This window comes from Bradyrhizobium sp. AUGA SZCCT0176, from assembly GCF_018130145.1.
Taxonomy (GTDB): Bacteria; Pseudomonadota; Alphaproteobacteria; order Rhizobiales; family Xanthobacteraceae; genus Bradyrhizobium.
Map to the genome: position 1 here is coordinate 371,525 of NZ_JAFCMB010000004.1, position 16,411 is coordinate 387,935.

The window sequence follows — 16,411 nt, forward strand, 5'->3', positions numbered from 1 at the left end:
TGCCGCATCGTGTCATTTCGTCGCATATCAGCCGGAAAAGCCGCCGCTGTCCAGACGGACTGTTCGCCGTGGTGATGTTCCGCTGCAAAAACGTGGGGGCGGTATTGCCTGCCGACCCGCCCTGGACGTCCGGCCGCGTTTTCGCCGAAACTTCCGCCGCTCAGTCCGGTTTCCCCGCCGGCATCACGCCGCCGAGCGCCACCGTCAGTTCGGCCGCCACCTCGCGCACGGTCTGGCCCAGCGACGGCAGGCGATCGTCGGTGAGACGGCCGGTCATGCCGGAAACCGAGATCGCGGCCAGCGGCTCGCTGCAATCGTTGTAGACCACGGCGGCGATGCAGCGCAGGCCCATGCAGGCTTCCTCGTCGTCGATGGCAAAACCCTGGCGGCGGACTTTTTCGAGCTCCTTGAACAGATCGCTCGGCCGCACGATCGACTTTTCGGTCAGGCGCGGCATGCCGTGATGGCGGATGATCGCGTTGACGTCCTCGTCGGACCAGGTCGCGAGCACGGCCTTGCCGACGCCGGACGCCACCATCGCGACGCGGCCGCCGACTTGTGTCAATGACCGCATGATTTCGCGGCTTTCCATCCGCGTCAGCACGACGATGAACTCGTCATCGACGACCGCAAGATTGGCGGTCTCGCGCGTCAGGTCGCGCAATTTGCGCAAATACGGCACGGCCTGCGCGGAAAAATTGCGGCGGCGGGCGAAGGTCGCGCCGACGGTAAAGGCGCGCGCGCCGACATGCCATTTCGATTCGGTGCGGTCGAACTGCACGAAGCGCCGGCTTTCCAGCGTCGACAGCAACCGGTGCACGGTCGAAGTCGACAACCCCGTGCGGATCGCAAGATCGCTCAGGCGATAGCCCTCGTCGTCCTCGGCGAGCGTTTCGATGATCGAGAGCGCGCGATCGACGGACTGCACGCCGCCGTCCCTCGACTCGGCCTCACTGTCCAAGCCCGATTTCGGCTCGAGTGGTTTGCGCCGGATCACGTTTCGCTTCATCGCGACCTGCCCGTTCTCCCTCGCCCCGCTTGCGGGGAGAGGGTCGGGGTGAGGGGGAGCTTCCACAAGGACGGTGAGAATTGGACTCGCGGAGAATCCCCTCACCCGAATTCGAGCTCCGCTCGAATTCGACCTCTCCCCGCAAGCGGGGAGAGGTTAACAGTCGTCGCCAGCTCAGAGCAGGCCTGCGCCGCGCGCCCATTTGTACTTGGCGCCCAGCACTTCGACCGGCAGTTCGGTCGAGTAGGCATAGGCCGGGATGCCGTTCTGGTAGAGATATTCGGCGGCCTCCTCGACCTCGACATCGCCGGCGAGCGAGGCGACGATCGGCTTCACAAAGCCCTTGGCCTCCATCTCCTTCTTCACCTCGACCATGTTGCGGGCGAACACCATCGGCGGCGTGACGATGGTGTGCCAGTAGCCGAGGATCAGCGAGTGGATGCGATCGTCCGACAGGCCGAGCTTGACGGTGTTGACGTAGGTGATCGGCGGCTCGCCACCGGTGATATCTACAGGATTTCCGGCCGCGCCGAACGGCGGAATGAATTTCCGGAACGCCGTATCGAGATCCGGCGGCATCGCCATCAGCGACAGGCCATTATCGACACAGGAGTCCGACAGCAGCACGCCGGAGCCGCCGGCACCGGTGATGATCAGGATGTTTTCGCCCTTCGGCGTCGGCAACACAGGCACGCCGCGCGCGAATTCGAGCAACTGGCGCAGCGAGCGGGCACGGATCACGCCTGATTGCGCGAACACGTCCTCGTAGATCTTGTCGTTGCCGGCGAGCGCGCCGGTGTGCGACGAGGCCGCCTTGGCGCCGGCCGAGGTACGGCCGGCCTTGAGCACCACCACAGGCTTCTTCTTGGAGACGCGCTTGGCGGCTTCCGCGAAGGCGCGGCCGTCTTTCAAATCCTCGCAATGCTGCGCGATGATCGCGGTGTTCGGATCCTGCTCGAAGAAGGCGAGCAGATCGTCCTCGTCGATGTCGGACTTGTTGCCGAGGCCGACGATCGCGGAGACGCCCATCTTGGCCGAGCGCGAAAAGCCGATGATCGCCATGCCGATGCCGCCGGATTGCGACGACAGTGCCGCCGAACCCTTGACGTCATAGGCGGTACAGAACGTGGCGCAGAGATTGGCGGGCGTATAATAGAAGCCGTAGATGTTCGGCCCCATCAAGCGGACATTATACTTCTTGCCGATCTCGACGATTTCTTCCTGGAGCTCGGGCGCGCCGGCTTCGGCAAAGCCCGACGGAATCAGCACCGCGCCGGGAATTTTCTTCTCGCCGCATTCGACCAATGCGCCGGCGACGAACTTTGCCGGGATCGCGAACACAGCGGTGTCGATCACGCCGGGAACGTCCTTGACGCTCTTATAGGCCTTGTAACCCAGGATCTCCGCGGCCTTGGGATGGATCGGATAGATATCGCCTTTATAGCCGCCGTTGATCAGGTTCTTCATCACGGAGTTGCCGATCTTGCCGTCCTCGGCGGAGGCGCCGATCACGGCGACCGCCTTTGGCTGCATGATGCGGTTCATCGCGGTGACGATTTCTTCGGTCGGGCGCGGCGCCGGACGCGGCTTGTAGTCGAAGTCGACGACGATACGCACGTCAGCGGCGATCGCGTCGTTCTTGGTGGCGAATACCGGATTGAGATCGAGTTCGACGATTTCGGGGAAGTCGCTGACGAGCTGCGATACTTTGACGATGACTGCGGCCAGCGCTTCGCGGTTGACCGGATCGCCGCCGCGCACGCCCTTCAGCATGTCATGGGCCTGGATGCCGTCGAGCATCGACAGCGCGTCGTCCTTGGTGGCAGGCGCCAGACGGAAAGTGATGTCTTTCAAAACTTCGACCAGCACGCCGCCGAGGCCGAAGGCCACCAGCTTGCCGAACGAGCCGTCGGTGATCGAGCCGACGATGACCTCGGTGCCGCCGGCCAGCATCTGCTGGACCTGGATGCCCTCGATCTTGGCGTCCGCCTTGTACTTCTTTGCGTTGGCGAGAATGGTCTCGTAATTCTTTTCCGCATCCGCCGCGGTCTTGACGCCGACCATGACGCCGCCGGCCTCGGTCTTGTGGAGAATGTCCGGCGAGACGATCTTCATCACGACCGGGAAGCCCATGTCGGCCGCGAGCTTGGCGGCCTCGGCCGCCGATTTGGCGACGCCCTCCTTCGGAACCGGAATTCCGTAGGCATCGCAGACCAGTTTGCCCTCCGGGGCCGTCAGGCTGGTGCGCTTATCGGCCTTCACCGCATCGAGAACTTTGCGGACCGCATCTTTGGGATTCGACATGGACTTCCTCCTGGGGCATATTTTATGGCATTTGGTATGCCAGCGCGGAGAAAGTCAAGTCACCTGATACCCCGGAAACGCTGAAAATACTGTCAACTTGACATGGTGGTATTTGGTATGCCAAAAATATTAGACGTTATTCCTGTTACAACTGGTCTCCCACCGGAGGAGACGAATCGTGCCCGCACGCAAACAACCCAAGGCCACGCCTGCCATGGCTGATGCAGATATCGCAATCGTTCGGATTGCACCTGAGACGAGCTTCAAGAACAAGGCCTATGAAGCCTTGAAGGAAGCTATTCTCAAGATGGATATCTATGCGACGCCCGAGCAGGTGATGCTCGACGAACGCGCGTTGTCCGAACGCCTCGGCGTCAGCCGCACCCCTATCCGCGAAGCGATCGCGATGCTGGAACAGGACGGTTTCGTCAAAACCGTGCCACGCCGCGGCATCGTCGTGGTCCGGCGCACCAAGACCGAGATCGTCGACATGATCCGCGCCTGGGCCGCGCTCGAAAGCATGGCCGCGCGCTTGATCACCACCACCGCGCGCAAGAAGGACATCACGGCGCTGCGCGATTTCTTCAAGGATTTCGGCAAGGACCGCCTGCCGCAGGACCACGTCGAGGAATATTCCAAGGCCAATATCGCCTTCCACCAGGCGCTGATCTCGCTCTCGGAATCGCCGGTGCTGGTCGATATGACCAACGACATCCTGCTGCATGTGCGCGGCTACCGGCAATTGACGATCGGCCGCACCGATCGCACCGCGACCTCGCTGCCCGAGCATCTGGCCATCATCGAAGCGCTGGAAGCGCGCGACACTGAGCTTGCCGAGAAGCGCGCGCGCGATCACACGCTGGGCCTTGCTTCGTATGTCGAAGCGCATGGCCAAGAACTCTTTAGCTAGAGGACTGTTTAGTTAGAGAATTACCTAGTTAGAACGACTTCACAGCAGAAGACGATCAACTCGTCCGAACCACACACGATCAGGGAGAAAGTGGAATGTCCGTAACCGCAGCCAAGAGCATCGATACCAATCAAGCCGAGCGCGAGCTCACCGACGGCTTTAATCTCATGATCGATGCGCTGAAGCTCAACGGCCTTACCACGATCTACGGCGTGCCCGGCATTCCGATCACGGATTTCGGCCGCATGGCGCAGGCCGCGGGCATTCGCGTGATCTCGTTCCGCCACGAACAGAATGCCGGCAACGCCGCCTCGATCGCCGGCTACCTGACCAAGAAGCCCGGCGTCTGCCTCACGGTTTCGGCGCCCGGTTTTCTCAACGGCCTCACGGCCCTCGCCCACGCCACCACCAACTGCTTCCCGATGATCCTGATATCCGGTTCGTCCGAGCGCGAGATCGTCGACCTGCAGCAGGGCGACTATGAAGAGATGGATCAGCTCGCGATCGCAAAGCCGCTGTGCAAGGCCGCCTTCCGCGTGTTGCATGCGCAGGACATCGGCATTGGCCTGGCACGTGCGATCCGCGCCGCGGTCTCGGGCCGTCCGGGCGGTGTCTATCTCGATCTGCCCGCGAAACTGTTCGGCCAGGTGATGGATGCCGAGGCCGGACAGAAGTCGCTGGTCAAGGTGATCGACGCCGCTCCGGCGCAGATCCCCGCCCCGTCAGCGGTGAAACGCGCGCTCGACGTGCTCAAGGGCGCAAAGCGTCCGCTGATCATCCTCGGCAAGGGTGCGGCCTACGCGCAAGCCGATGATGAGATCAAGAGCTTCGTCGAGAAGAGCGGCATTCCGTTCCTGCCCATGAGCATGGCCAAGGGACTGTTGCCCGACACCCATCCGCAGTGCGCAGGCGCTGCGCGCTCGACCGTTCTGAAAGACGCCGACGTCGTGATGCTGATCGGTGCGCGCCTCAACTGGCTGTTGTCGCACGGCAAGGGCAAGTCCTGGGGCGAAGCGCCGAAGAAGTTCATCCAGATCGACATCGAGCCGAAGGAAATGGATTCCAACGTCGAGATCGTCGCTCCCGTGGTCGGCGACATCGGCTCCTGCGTCTCGGCGCTGCTCGAAGGCATGGGCGCGAACTGGGCGGCGGCGCCTTCCGACTGGACCGGCGCGGTGACCAAGAAGCGCGAAGAGAACGTCGCCAAGATGGCGCCGCGGCTGATGAACAACAATTCGCCGATGGATTATCACGGCGCGCTCGGCGTGCTCAGAACCATCATCAAGGAACGGCCCGACGCCATCCTCGTCAACGAAGGCGCCAACACGCTCGATCTCGCCCGCGGCGTCATCGATATGTATCAGCCGCGCAAGCGGATCGACGTCGGCACCTGGGGCGTGATGGGCATCGGCATGGGATATTGCATCGCCGCCGCGATCGAAACCGGCAAGCCGGTGCTCGCGGTCGAAGGCGACTCGGCATTCGGTTTCTCGGGCATGGAGGTCGAGACCATCTGCCGCTACAACCTTCCGGTCTGCATCGTGATCTTCAACAATGACGGCATCTATCGCGGCACCGACGTCAACTCGGTCGGCACGGATCCGGCGCCCACGGTGTTCGTCAAGGGCTCGCGCTACGACAAGATGATGGAAGCGTTCGGCGGCGTCGGCGTCCACGCCACCTCGCCGGATGAACTGAAGCGCGCGGTCAACGCCGCGATGGATTCCGGCAAGCCGACGCTGATCAACGCGGTGATCGATCCCGCGGCCGGCTCCGAAAGCGGCCGCATCGGCAACCTCAATCCGCAAAGCGTGCTGAAGAAGAAATAAATTTCGATTTCCACCCAATCCATCCTGCGCGTTGCAGGGCAGACAGAGTACGGAGCATAGACGATGACAAAGGCGCTGAAGGGCGTTCGCATTCTCGATTTCACCCACGTTCAGTCGGGACCGACCTGCACGCAGTTGCTGGCCTGGTTCGGCGCCGACGTGATCAAGGTCGAGCGTCCCGGCGTCGGCGACATCACGCGCGGCCAGCTGCAGGACATCCCCAATGTGGACAGCCTGTATTTCACCATGCTGAACCACAACAAGCGTTCGATCACGCTCGACACCAAGAACCCGAAGGGCAAGGAAGTCCTCACGGCGTTGATCAAGAGCTGCGACGTGCTGGTTGAGAATTTCGGCCCCGGCGTGCTCGATCGCATGGGCTTCCCCTGGGAGAAGATCCACGCCATCAACCCGAAGATGATCGTGGCCTCGATCAAGGGCTTTGGCCCCGGACCTTACGAAGATTGCAAGGTGTATGAGAACGTAGCCCAGTGCACGGGCGGCGCGGCGTCGACCACCGGCTTCCGCGACGGCTTGCCGCTGGTCACCGGCGCGCAGATCGGCGACAGCGGCACCGGGTTGCATCTCGCACTCGGCATCGTCACCGCGCTCTATCAGCGCACCGTCACCGGCCAGGGCCAGAAGGTCACCGCGGCGATGCAGGATGGTGTGTTGAATCTGGCGCGCGTCAAGCTGCGCGACCAGCAGCGCCTCGCCCATGGCCCGCTGAAGGAATACAGCCAGTTCGGCGAAGGCATTCCGTTCGGCGACGCGGTGCCGCGCGCCGGCAATGATTCCGGCGGCGGCCAGCCCGGCCGCATCCTCAAGTGCAAGGGCTGGGAGACCGATCCCAACGCCTACATCTATTTCATCACCCAGGCGCCGGTGTGGGAGAAGATCTGCGACGTGATCGGCGAGCCGACCTGGAAGACCCACGCCGATTACGCCAAGCCGCCTGCCCGGCTGTCGCGGTTGAATGAGATCTTCGCGCGCATCGAACAGTGGACCATGACCAAGACCAAATTCGAGGCGATGGAGATCCTGAACAAGGACGACATCCCCTGCGGCCCGATCCTGTCGATGAAGGAGATCATCGAGGACCAGTCGCTGCGCGCAACCGGCACCGTGGTCGAGGTCGATCACCCGACCCGCGGCAAGTATTTTTCGGTCGGCAATCCGATCAAGATGTCGGACTCCCCGAGCGAGGTCACGCGCTCGCCGCTGCTCGGCGAGCACACCGACGAAATCCTGCGCCAGGTGCTCGGCTTCAGCGATCACCAGGTGGCCGAGATCCACGACTCCGGCGCGCTCGATCCGCCGCGCAAGCAGGCGGCCGAATAAACCGTCTCATCTCTCAAATTTCGCCAAAGGCCGCCGGTTTCCGGCGGCCTTTTTGTTTGGGAACCCGAATAGCTTTCTTTATGCTGCAATGCAGAAGACAAATTGCTGCCATGCAAACAAAAGCGTTGTTTCTGGCATCTGGTATACATAAATTCACGGCAGATCACGAAGCGGAGCTACTCCGCGAAAGAGAAAAGGGGACCAAATGTCCAAAACCGCCTCCATCAGCCTCGCACCTTCCAGCACATTCTTCGGCCGGCTGATGACCTCGATCGACCGCCTGCTGACCGCGAGCGCCCGCATCGCCATTCGCAACGGCGACCTCCCCCGTTTCGGTCTCTGAGCCCGCTAAGGCGCAGTACAGACTTCGTTTTCAGGCTCGAGCACTTCAGGTTTCCTCCCAGACTAAGGGCCCCGGTTTTCCGGGGCCTCTTTTTTTGGCGCCGCCTTTAAGCACTCCGGGCCAGGCGCCAACTGCGACAAATTAGCCTGAGCTATGCTCTGGCATCATTATTCGTTTGCAGTATTGGCATATCGCATACCAATATGTCTTCCAAGCGTTCCGGCCCAACAACGAACGGAGGCGATCAGGAGGATGGCGGCAGGCTCTTCGGCGCCTAGGCGGCGATATCAGCAGGCGGTGCCGCGGTTCGCAGTTCAGACTTATCCGAAAGACGCGGATGCTGCGCCGAGCAGTCAGGCTTACAGTTCACAAAGGTCTGCAACCCTGACCTGCAATGCCATCTGACCAAACCTCATGAGATAATTGGACAAATGGGGAAATCCGGCTGGATCAGAAGTGTTCAGTTAAGAGTTGAGTTAAAGACAAAGCCGGCAAAGAACGGCATTTGAATTTTACGGGGAGTACGTCAAATGAAGCATTCTGTCTTGCATACCGCGTTAGCCGCGATTGCCATCTTCGGCGCGGGCAATATGACCGCCTCCGCCGCCTGGGAGCCGGTTCGCCCGGTCGAATTCATCGTACCCGCCGGCACCGGCGGCGGCGCCGACCAGATGGCCCGCACCATCCAGGGCATCGTGACAAAACACAGCCTGATGAAGCAGCCGATGGTCGTCATCAACAAGTCAGGTGGCGCCGGCGGCGAAGGCTTTCTCGACGTCAAGGGTTCGGGAAACAATCCCCACAAGATCATCATCACCCTGTCCAACCTGTTCACGACACCGCTTGCGACAGGCATTCCCTTCAGCTGGAAGGACATGACGCCGGTCGCGATGCTGGCGCTCGACGAGTTCGTGCTCTGGGTCAATGCCGAGAAGCCTTACACCACCGTCAAGGACTACGTCGATGCCGTGAAGCAGGCACCCGCCGGCGGCATGAAGATGGGCGGCACCGGATCGAAGCAGGAAGACCAGATCATCACGGTCGCGCTCGAGAAGGCGACCGGCACCAAGTTCACCTACATTCCCTACAAGGGCGGCGGAGAAGTCGCGGTCCAGCTGGTCGGCAACCACGTCGATTCAACGGTCAACAATCCCATCGAGGCAGTCGCGCAATGGCGCGGCGGCAAACTTCGTCCGCTCTGCGTGTTCGACGGCAAGCAGATGGCCTATGACGAAGTCGTCGCGGACGGCAAAGGCTGGAAGGATATTCCGACCTGCAAGTCGCAGGGCCTCGACATCGAATATCTGATGCTCCGCGGCATCTTCATGTCGCCCAAAGCCACCAAGGATCAGGTCGAATATTACGTCGAGCTGTTCAAGAAGGTGCGGGCCACGCCGGAGTGGCAGGATTTCATGAAGAGCGGCGCCTTCAACACCACGTTCCTGACCGGGCCTGAATACGCCAAATGGGTCGAGACGGAAGAGAAGCGCCACGAAACCCTGATGAAAGAAGCCGGTTTCCTCGCTACCCCCGGAAACTGACCTTTAGTCACGTCGCGTACACCGGCGAATGCGCAGCGCATGAAGCGCTGCGAACCCAGAACCGTGATTCCGGATGGAGTTTGAATGACTACGAATAGCCCGCACGCCGGCCCGACCCACAAGGCCGTGGAAGCCGGCGTCACGCTGCTGATCGCGTTGTTCGGCGCGATCGTCGTCTACGGCAGCCTGAAGGCCGGAATCAATTGGGGTGCGGAGGGACCGCGTGCCGGTTTCTTCCCGTTCTACATCGGGATCTTCATTATCGCCTCCAGCGCGATCAATCTGTGGAACGGGCTGCGTGACGGGGACGACGGGCTGTTCGCGGAATGGGGACAGCTGCGCCAGGTCCTGAGCGTCGTCATACCGACCGCGATCTATGTCGGCGTGATGCCGTTCACCGGCCTCTATCTCGCCTCCATCATCTTCATCGGCTGGTTCATGCGATGGCTCGGCAAATACAGCTGGCTCGTGGTCACCGCCGTGGCGCTCGGCATGCCCATCGTGACCTACCTGATTTTCGAGCGCTGGTTTCTGGTCCCGCTTCCCAAGGGACCGATCGAGGAATGGCTTGGTCTCTAGAGCATGATCCGGAAAAGTGGATACCGGTTTTCCGAAAAGATCATGCTCAAATAAAAATAGAATTCTCGTGTCGTTAGAATTGTCACGTCGTTAGCTCAACGCTTGCAGGACTTGAAGCATGGAAGAACTCGTCAATCTTTTTCACGGCTTTGCGGTCGCCCTGCAGCCATTCAACATCATGGTGATGGTCCTGGGCATCGTGCTCGGCGTCATCATCGGCGTGCTTCCGGGATTGGGCGGCGCCAACGGCGTCGCGATCCTGTTGCCGCTGACCTTCAGCATGCCGCCGACATCGGCGATCATCATGCTGTCCTGCATCTACTGGGGCGCGTTATTCGGCGGCGCCATCACGTCCATCCTATTCAACATACCCGGTGAACCCTGGTCGGTGGCGACCACGTTCGACGGCTATCCGATGGCGCAGAAGGGCAAGGCCGGCGAAGCGCTGACCGCCGCCTTCACCTCCTCGTTCGTCGGCGCGCTGTTCGCCGTCATCATGATCACGCTGGTCGCGCCGCTGGTCGCAAGTTTTGCGTTACGCTTCGGTCCAGCGGAAAAATTCGCGGTCTATTTCCTGGCGTTCTGCAGTTTCGTCGGCTTGAGCAAGGAGCCGCCGTTCAAGACCATCGCCGCGATGATGATCGGCTTTGCGCTCGCGGCCGTCGGCCTCGATTCCATCACCGGACAATTGCGGCTGACATTCGGGTCGACTGAACTGCTCAACGGCTTCGACTTCCTGATCGCCGTCATCGGCCTGTTCGGCATCGGCGAGATCCTGCTGACCATGGAAGAGGGTTTGGCCTTCCGTGGCGGCAAGGCGAAGATCGACCTGCGCGTCGTCCTGCAGACCTGGAAGGAGATGCCGCAGTATTGGGTGACCTCGCTGCGCTCCTGCCTGATCGGCTGCTGGATGGGCATCACGCCCGCGGGCGCCACGCCGGCGTCATTCATGAGTTACGGCATCGCCAAGCGGGTCTCCAAGAACGGCCATAATTTCGGCAAGGGCGAGGTCGAGGGCGTGGTCGCGCCGGAGACCGCGGCGCATGCCGCCGGTACCGCGGCATTGCTGCCGATGCTTTCGCTCGGCGTGCCGGGATCGCCGACCGCGGCCGTGCTGCTCGGCGGCCTCTTGATCTGGGGCCTGCAGCCGGGTCCGATGCTGTTCGTCGAGCAGAAGGAATTCGTCTGGGGACTGATCGCCTCGATGTATCTCGGCAATCTCGTCGGCCTGATCGTCGTGCTGACCTGCGTGCCGATCTTCGCGGCCATCCTGCGCGTGCCGTTCAGCATCATTGCGCCGCTCATTCTGGTGCTGTGCGCGATCGGCGCCTATTCGGTCCACAGCTCAACCTTCGACGTCGTGCTGATGCTGGTGTTCGGCGTGGTCGGCTATCTCCTGAAGAAGTGCAACTATCCCCTCGCCCCTCTCGTGCTTGCCATCGTGCTCGGTGACAAGGCGGAGGAAGCCTTCCGGCAATCGCTGCTGGGATCGCAAGGTTCGCTCGGCGTGTTCTTCTCGAACTCGCTGGTCGGCACGATCATGGTGCTTGGACTGATCGCCCTGTTCTGGTCGGCCATCCAGGAAGGCTATAGCCGCTTGCGTCCCCATTCGGTCGCCTGACGGCTAAAAATACCAGACACAAAAATTTTTCGACCTAGTAAAGCCGCCGGATCGCAAAGCGATCCGGCGGCTAAGTCTTTTTATATCCAGCATTTTCTAAAAGCATCGAGAAAGAGACATCCACGAAAAAATCGGGTAGCCTGCGACATCTAGTCAAGATTTCTCTTGTCTACTGGCATATCATATACCAAACTCCTTCCTTAGAGCTGTCGGGCGATAGAACAGCGCACATAGGAGGGAAGATGACGGACACAGTTCAAGGAGCGGCCCCTGCAGTAGCCCGCGTCAGCGATACCTACCGCTGGACACAATTGGCGATCGGCGTCGCCGCCATGGTGATGATCGCGAACTACCAATACGGCTGGACATTCTTCGTCCCCGACATCCAGAAAAAATTCGGTTGGGATCGCGCGTCGATCCAGTGGGCGTTCACGCTCTTCGTCTTGTTCGAAACCTGGCTGGTGCCGGTCGAAGGCTGGTTCGTCGATAAATACGGCCCGCGCATCGTGGTTCTCGTCGGCGGCGTCCTTTGCGCCGTCGGTTGGGCGATCAACGCGCAGGCAGAAACACTCAACGGTTTCTATCTCGGCATGATCATCGCGGGCATCGGCGCCGGTGGCGTCTACGGCACCTGCGTCGGCAACGCGCTGAAATGGTTTCCCGACAAGCGCGGCCTTGCCGCCGGCATCACCGCTGCCGGCTTCGGCGCAGGCTCCGCGCTGACGGTCGCCCCGATCCAGGCGATGATCAAGGATTCCGGCTTCCAGACCACCTTCCTCTATTTCGGTCTCGGACAAGGCATCATCATCGTGCTGCTCGCCTTCCTGATGTTCTCGCCGAAAGCAGGCCAAGTCCCGGCCGTGATCCAGAACGCCAACGTGATCCAGAGCCGCCGCAACTATGCGCCGACCGAGGTGATCCGTCAGCCGATCTTCTGGTTGATGTATTTCATGTTCGTGATCGTGGGCGCCGGCGGATTGATGGTCACCGCCAACCTCAAGCCGATCGCCGTTGACTGGAAGGTCGACAGCGTACCGGTGACGCTGATGGCGGTAACGATGACCGCGGTGACGTTTGCCGCGACCATCGACCGCGTCCTCAACGGTCTGACCAGGCCGTTCTTCGGCTGGATCTCCGACATGATCGGCCGCGAGAACACCATGTTCATCGCCTTCGGCATGGAAGGCGTCGGCATCTGGGCGCTGTACATGTGGGGCCACGATCCGATCTGGTTCGTGCTGCTGTCGGGCTTCGTGTTCTTTGCCTGGGGCGAGATCTACTCCCTGTTCCCCTCGACCTGCACGGACACGTTCGGCGCCAAGTTCGCAACCACCAATGCCGGCCTGCTCTATACCGCCAAGGGCACGGCAGCCTTGCTGGTGCCGATCGCGAACTACATGCAGCAATCGTCCGGCACCTGGGACAGCGTGTTCATCATCGCGGCGGGCGCCAACATCCTCGCCTCGCTGCTGGCGATATTCGTGCTCAAGCCATGGCGCAAGGTGGTGGTCGCGAACGCGAAGGCGTCCACCTAACCTGCACTACCCGATCCGACGACAGGCGCGCTCATCCCTGCGGGATGGGCGCGCTTTCGCTTTGTGGGCTCCTGAACCTGCATACCTGACGGTGGCTTCGCGCTAACGTGTCCACATCCTGGTCAAACCGTGCTCAGCAAGAGACTGGTCTCGCTGTTGGCGATGCCATCGATCATCCGCACCTCGCGAAGAAGCCTGTCAAAATCCGCGAGGCTCGCCGCCCGGATATCGGCGACAAGGTCCCAGTTGCCGTTGGTCGTGTGCAGCGCTGAAATTTCCGTCAGGCCGCGTAGCTTTCGAACGACCTGGGTGGTGGATTTGCCGACGACCTCGACCATCATCACGGCACGTATGGTATTGACGTCGTAATCCTCCCGTACGCGGACGGTGAAGCCGAGCAGCGTACCGGTCTCGATCAAGCGATCCAGCCGGTTTTGCACCGTGCCGCGCGCGACCCCGAGTGCGTCGGAAAGCTTGGTCAGTGAAGCGCGTCCATCGGTCCGAAGGTGGGCGATGATCCGGCGATCCAGATCATCCGGTGCATACTTTGCTGCGGCCATCTCTGCTCCAGTGTACAATTCGCGCAATAGAACTGTACAAATTGCCCGATTTTTTGACCGAAATAGCACAAAACTGATATTTCGGCCAACATGTAAGGTCCCTATCCTTCGCCATCAAACATGTGCGATCGGAACCCGACAATGACTTCGCCCCTTCCATCGGAAAAAGCGTTTGTGCCGTTCGTCAGTGTCGCGAACATGATGCGCCTCGTGCATCACATCGGCATCGAGACCCTGCTCAGCGAACTCACTGACGTCATCGAGGCAGATTTCCGTCGCTGGGAGTCGTTCGACAAGACGCCGCGCGTTGCATCTCATTCCGGCGAAGGCGTGATCGAGTTGATGCCGACCTCCGATGGCGAAATCTACAGCTTCAAATATGTGAACGGCCACCCGAAGAACATGGCGCACGGCCTGCAAACCGTGACGGCCTTTGGCCTACTGGCGAAAGTCTCGACCGGCTATCCCGTGCTGCTCGCGGAAATGACGCTGCTGACGGCGCTACGGACCGCAGCCACTTCGGCCATGGCGGCGCGGCATCTCGCGCCCAGGGGTACCCGCACGATGGCGATGATAGGGAATGGCGCGCAAGCCGAGTTTCAGGCGCTCGCCATGAAAGCCGCGGTCGGCATCGATCATATCCGGCTCTACGACATCGATCCGCAGGCGACGGCAAAGACGGTTCGCAACCTTTCCGGTATGGGTCTGACTGTCACCGCCTGCACATCATCGCAATCCGCGATCGAAGGTGCAGGGATCATCACCACCTGCACTGCCGACAAGTCGTATGCGACGATCCTGACGGACAACATGGTTGCGGCCGGGGTTCACATCAATGCCATCGGCGGCGACTGCCCGGGCAAGACCGAACTGCATCGCGATATCTTGCTGCGCGCCGATACCTTTGTGGAATATCCACCGCAGACCCGCATCGAGGGCGAAATCCAGCAGATGGATGCAGATTACCCCGTCACTGAGTTCTGGCAGGTTATCACGGGACACGCGACCGGCCGCCGCGATGCAAACCAGATCACCCTGTTCGACAGCGTCGGCTTCGCGGTCGAGGATTTCTCCGCCCTTCGCTATGTCCGTGACAAGCTCAGAGGCACGGGGTTTTACCAGGACCTCGACATTATCGCCGATCCCGATGAGCCCCGCGACCTGTTTGGCATGTTGCTGCGCGCAGAGCAGGCCTAGGATGGCAAGATACATTCCATACTCCGTCCAGGCGCCTTCTGCGGTGATCATGGTTCGTCCGCACCACTTCACGGTGAATACCGAGACCGCCACCGACAATTTCTTCCAGGCCTGCCCGGACCCGAAGGATGACCTCTCGTTGACGGCCTACGCTGAGATCACCCAAGCGGCCGATACGCTTCGCAGCCATGGTGTGAACGTGCATCTGTTCGACAGCACCGGCACCGACACGCCGGATGCGGTCTTTCCAAACAACTGGTTCTCCACCCACGCCGGCGGTCATGTGGCGATCTATCCGATGAAGGCTGCCAGCCGCAGGCGCGAGCGTCGCATCGACGTCATCGAAATGCTGAAGAGCCATTATCGGGTGCAGGAAGTTATCGACTATTCGGGTCTCGAGCCCGACGGGCTGTTTCTTGAGGGGACCGGCGCCATGGTTCTCGATCATATCGACCGTGTGGCCTATGCGGTCCGCTCCGATCGCACCAATCCGATTGCGCTTGAGCGCTTTTCGACCCAATTCAATTTCGAGCCGATGGTCTTCGATGCGCGGGACGATAATGGAGTCGCGATCTATCACACCAACGTCCTGATGTGCATCGCGACCGACTTCGCCCTGATGGGACTGGACATGATGACTGACCTCACAAAACGGCGGGAGGTCGTTACGAGGCTGGAGCGTTCCGGCCGCAATGTTATCGCGCTCGCGAACGAACAGATTGCAAAATTCGCCGGCAACGCCCTGGAACTTCAGGGAAACGACGGTCGAATCCTGGCCCTCTCGACGACGGCGCTTGCCTCGCTTAACCAGGATCAACTGGGCATGATCTCGGAAAGCGCCAAACCCGTCGCACTCGATATCCCCACGATCGAAAGAGCCGGTGGTTCGGTCCGCTGCACGCTTGCGGGAGTTCATCTGGCGCCGAGATAGACTGGCCTCTGGTATACCTGATCGCCTCAGACCAAATCTTCGTCGCTGCCGGATCGTCTCGCCATCCCGCGCTAGATCTTCGATAATGTCAGCAATACTGCCCATTTCCGTGCACAACGCGTGCGCGGATGCCCGACTTTTCCGTGTTGACTTATGGTATTATGTATACCAGAATTGCGCATAATCCACCCCAAGGAGGTTGCCATGCAAGTCGGAGATATCCTGCGCAAGAAAGCCGCCCGTGTCGCAACGGTTCGCATGAACGAGACGGTTGCCATCGCCGCGCAATTGATGCGCTCCAGCAATATCAGCGCGCTGGTGGTCAAGGATGTCGTTCGCACCGAGGGCAATACGGCCGTCGGCATGTTCACCGAGCGCGACGTGGTTCGCGCAATCGCCGAGTACGGCGCAGCCGGCGCCAATCTCAAGGTTTCGCAATTCATCTCGGTGCAGCAGCTGGTGTCGTGCAGTTCGCAGGATTCGCTCGAGCACGTTCGCCATCTCATGAACAGGCACCACATCCGCCATGTGCCGGTGCTCGAGAATTACAGCCTGATCGGCGTCGTCAGCATCCGTGACATCTCGACCGCGTTTGACGAGGAAGCCAACGCTCAGCTGGCCATTTCGGCCTGACAACGACTTCGAGCGTCGCACCGCACCACAGATTGTAACTCTTCGCAAACGGCGCCACCCGCGCCGGAGGAGTGGTGC

14 protein-coding genes are annotated in these 16,411 nt (G+C 60.9%); 11 read left to right on the forward strand and 3 right to left on the reverse strand.

Annotated elements, in window-relative coordinates; all coding sequences use genetic code 11:
- Positions 1-160: 160 nt before the first annotated feature.
- Positions 161-1,009 carry an IclR family transcriptional regulator gene (locus JQ600_RS12945; protein ID WP_212386763.1) on the reverse strand — a complete coding sequence of 283 codons (849 nt, stop codon included), beginning with the start codon at positions 1,007-1,009 and terminating at the stop codon, positions 161-163.
- Between the two features lie 174 nt (positions 1,010-1,183).
- Entirely contained in the window at positions 1,184-3,313 is a 2,130-nt protein-coding gene (locus tag JQ600_RS12950) for an acetate--CoA ligase family protein (RefSeq protein WP_212386766.1), read from the reverse strand.
- A gap of 214 nt (positions 3,314-3,527) precedes the next feature.
- Here JQ600_RS12950 and JQ600_RS12955 point away from each other — a divergent pair, with 214 nt between their 5' ends.
- From JQ600_RS12955 to oxlT, 8 genes are all read left to right on the forward strand, one after another.
- On the forward strand, positions 3,528-4,223 hold the full coding sequence (locus tag JQ600_RS12955; RefSeq protein WP_192734726.1) for a GntR family transcriptional regulator: 696 nt from the start codon (positions 3,528-3,530) through the stop codon (positions 4,221-4,223).
- A gap of 95 nt (positions 4,224-4,318) precedes the next feature.
- The gene (gene oxc, locus JQ600_RS12960) at positions 4,319-6,052 is read left to right on the forward strand and encodes an oxalyl-CoA decarboxylase (protein WP_212386767.1); all 1,734 of its coding nucleotides are present in this window, start codon (positions 4,319-4,321) and stop codon (positions 6,050-6,052) included.
- Between the two features lie 63 nt (positions 6,053-6,115).
- Entirely contained in the window at positions 6,116-7,393 is a 1,278-nt protein-coding gene (gene frc, locus JQ600_RS12965) for a formyl-CoA transferase (protein ID WP_212386776.1), read from the forward strand.
- A 205-nt stretch (positions 7,394-7,598) separates the two neighbouring features.
- On the forward strand, positions 7,599-7,736 hold the full coding sequence (locus tag JQ600_RS12970) for a hypothetical protein (RefSeq protein ID WP_212386779.1): 138 nt from the start codon (positions 7,599-7,601) through the stop codon (positions 7,734-7,736).
- A gap of 530 nt (positions 7,737-8,266) precedes the next feature.
- Entirely contained in the window at positions 8,267-9,277 is a 1,011-nt protein-coding gene (locus JQ600_RS12975; RefSeq protein WP_212386782.1) for a tripartite tricarboxylate transporter substrate binding protein, read from the forward strand.
- Positions 9,278-9,361: 84 nt separating this feature from the next.
- Entirely contained in the window at positions 9,362-9,856 is a 495-nt protein-coding gene (locus JQ600_RS12980; RefSeq protein ID WP_212263807.1) for a tripartite tricarboxylate transporter TctB family protein, read from the forward strand.
- A gap of 118 nt (positions 9,857-9,974) precedes the next feature.
- A complete protein-coding gene (locus tag JQ600_RS12985) occupies positions 9,975-11,477 on the forward strand; it encodes a tripartite tricarboxylate transporter permease (RefSeq protein WP_212035307.1) in 1,503 nt (500 codons plus the stop codon).
- Positions 11,478-11,719: 242 nt separating this feature from the next.
- A complete protein-coding gene (gene oxlT / locus JQ600_RS12990; RefSeq protein WP_192734343.1) occupies positions 11,720-13,012 on the forward strand; it encodes an oxalate/formate MFS antiporter in 1,293 nt (430 codons plus the stop codon).
- Positions 13,013-13,134: 122 nt separating this feature from the next.
- Here the strand turns inward: oxlT and JQ600_RS12995 are convergent, their stop codons facing one another.
- On the reverse strand, positions 13,135-13,572 hold the full coding sequence (locus JQ600_RS12995; RefSeq protein ID WP_212386785.1) for an Lrp/AsnC family transcriptional regulator: 438 nt from the start codon (positions 13,570-13,572) through the stop codon (positions 13,135-13,137).
- Between the two features lie 141 nt (positions 13,573-13,713).
- On the opposite strand from JQ600_RS12995, the gene JQ600_RS13000 reads away from it, so the two are divergent.
- The 3 genes from JQ600_RS13000 to JQ600_RS13010 all read left to right on the forward strand — a co-directional run bounded on the left by JQ600_RS13000 (position 13,714) and on the right by JQ600_RS13010 (position 16,333).
- Entirely contained in the window at positions 13,714-14,769 is a 1,056-nt protein-coding gene (locus JQ600_RS13000) for an ornithine cyclodeaminase (RefSeq protein ID WP_212263806.1), read from the forward strand.
- Between the two features lies 1 nt (position 14,770).
- Positions 14,771-15,700: a citrulline utilization hydrolase CtlX gene (gene ctlX, locus JQ600_RS13005; protein ID WP_212386788.1), complete on the forward strand. Its 930-nt coding sequence runs from the start codon at positions 14,771-14,773 to the stop codon at positions 15,698-15,700.
- 204 nt (positions 15,701-15,904) lie between these two features.
- Positions 15,905-16,333 carry a CBS domain-containing protein gene (locus JQ600_RS13010; RefSeq protein WP_192734339.1) on the forward strand — a complete coding sequence of 143 codons (429 nt, stop codon included), beginning with the start codon at positions 15,905-15,907 and terminating at the stop codon, positions 16,331-16,333.
- The last annotated feature ends 78 nt before the right edge of the window (positions 16,334-16,411 follow it).

What these genes read in the sequence shown, in the direction of transcription:
- JQ600_RS13010 (WP_192734339.1), top strand. Translation starts at nt 15,905, where the DNA reads ATGCAAGTCGGAGATATCCTGCGCAAGAAAGCCGCCCGTGTCGCAACG.
- JQ600_RS12995 (WP_212386785.1), bottom strand. Translation starts at nt 13,572, where the DNA reads ATGGCCGCAGCAAAGTATGCACCGGATGATCTGGATCGCCGGATCATC.
- JQ600_RS12945 (WP_212386763.1), bottom strand. Translation starts at nt 1,009, where the DNA reads ATGAAGCGAAACGTGATCCGGCGCAAACCACTCGAGCCGAAATCGGGC.
- JQ600_RS12985 (WP_212035307.1), top strand. Translation starts at nt 9,975, where the DNA reads ATGGAAGAACTCGTCAATCTTTTTCACGGCTTTGCGGTCGCCCTGCAG.
- oxlT (WP_192734343.1), top strand. Translation starts at nt 11,720, where the DNA reads ATGACGGACACAGTTCAAGGAGCGGCCCCTGCAGTAGCCCGCGTCAGC.
- JQ600_RS12950 (WP_212386766.1), bottom strand. Translation starts at nt 3,313, where the DNA reads ATGTCGAATCCCAAAGATGCGGTCCGCAAAGTTCTCGATGCGGTGAAG.
- JQ600_RS13000 (WP_212263806.1), top strand. Translation starts at nt 13,714, where the DNA reads ATGACTTCGCCCCTTCCATCGGAAAAAGCGTTTGTGCCGTTCGTCAGT.
- JQ600_RS12980 (WP_212263807.1), top strand. Translation starts at nt 9,362, where the DNA reads ATGACTACGAATAGCCCGCACGCCGGCCCGACCCACAAGGCCGTGGAA.
- frc (WP_212386776.1), top strand. Translation starts at nt 6,116, where the DNA reads ATGACAAAGGCGCTGAAGGGCGTTCGCATTCTCGATTTCACCCACGTT.
- ctlX (WP_212386788.1), top strand. Translation starts at nt 14,771, where the DNA reads ATGGCAAGATACATTCCATACTCCGTCCAGGCGCCTTCTGCGGTGATC.
- JQ600_RS12975 (WP_212386782.1), top strand. Translation starts at nt 8,267, where the DNA reads ATGAAGCATTCTGTCTTGCATACCGCGTTAGCCGCGATTGCCATCTTC.
- JQ600_RS12955 (WP_192734726.1), top strand. Translation starts at nt 3,528, where the DNA reads ATGGCTGATGCAGATATCGCAATCGTTCGGATTGCACCTGAGACGAGC.
- JQ600_RS12970 (WP_212386779.1), top strand. Translation starts at nt 7,599, where the DNA reads ATGTCCAAAACCGCCTCCATCAGCCTCGCACCTTCCAGCACATTCTTC.
- oxc (WP_212386767.1), top strand. Translation starts at nt 4,319, where the DNA reads ATGTCCGTAACCGCAGCCAAGAGCATCGATACCAATCAAGCCGAGCGC.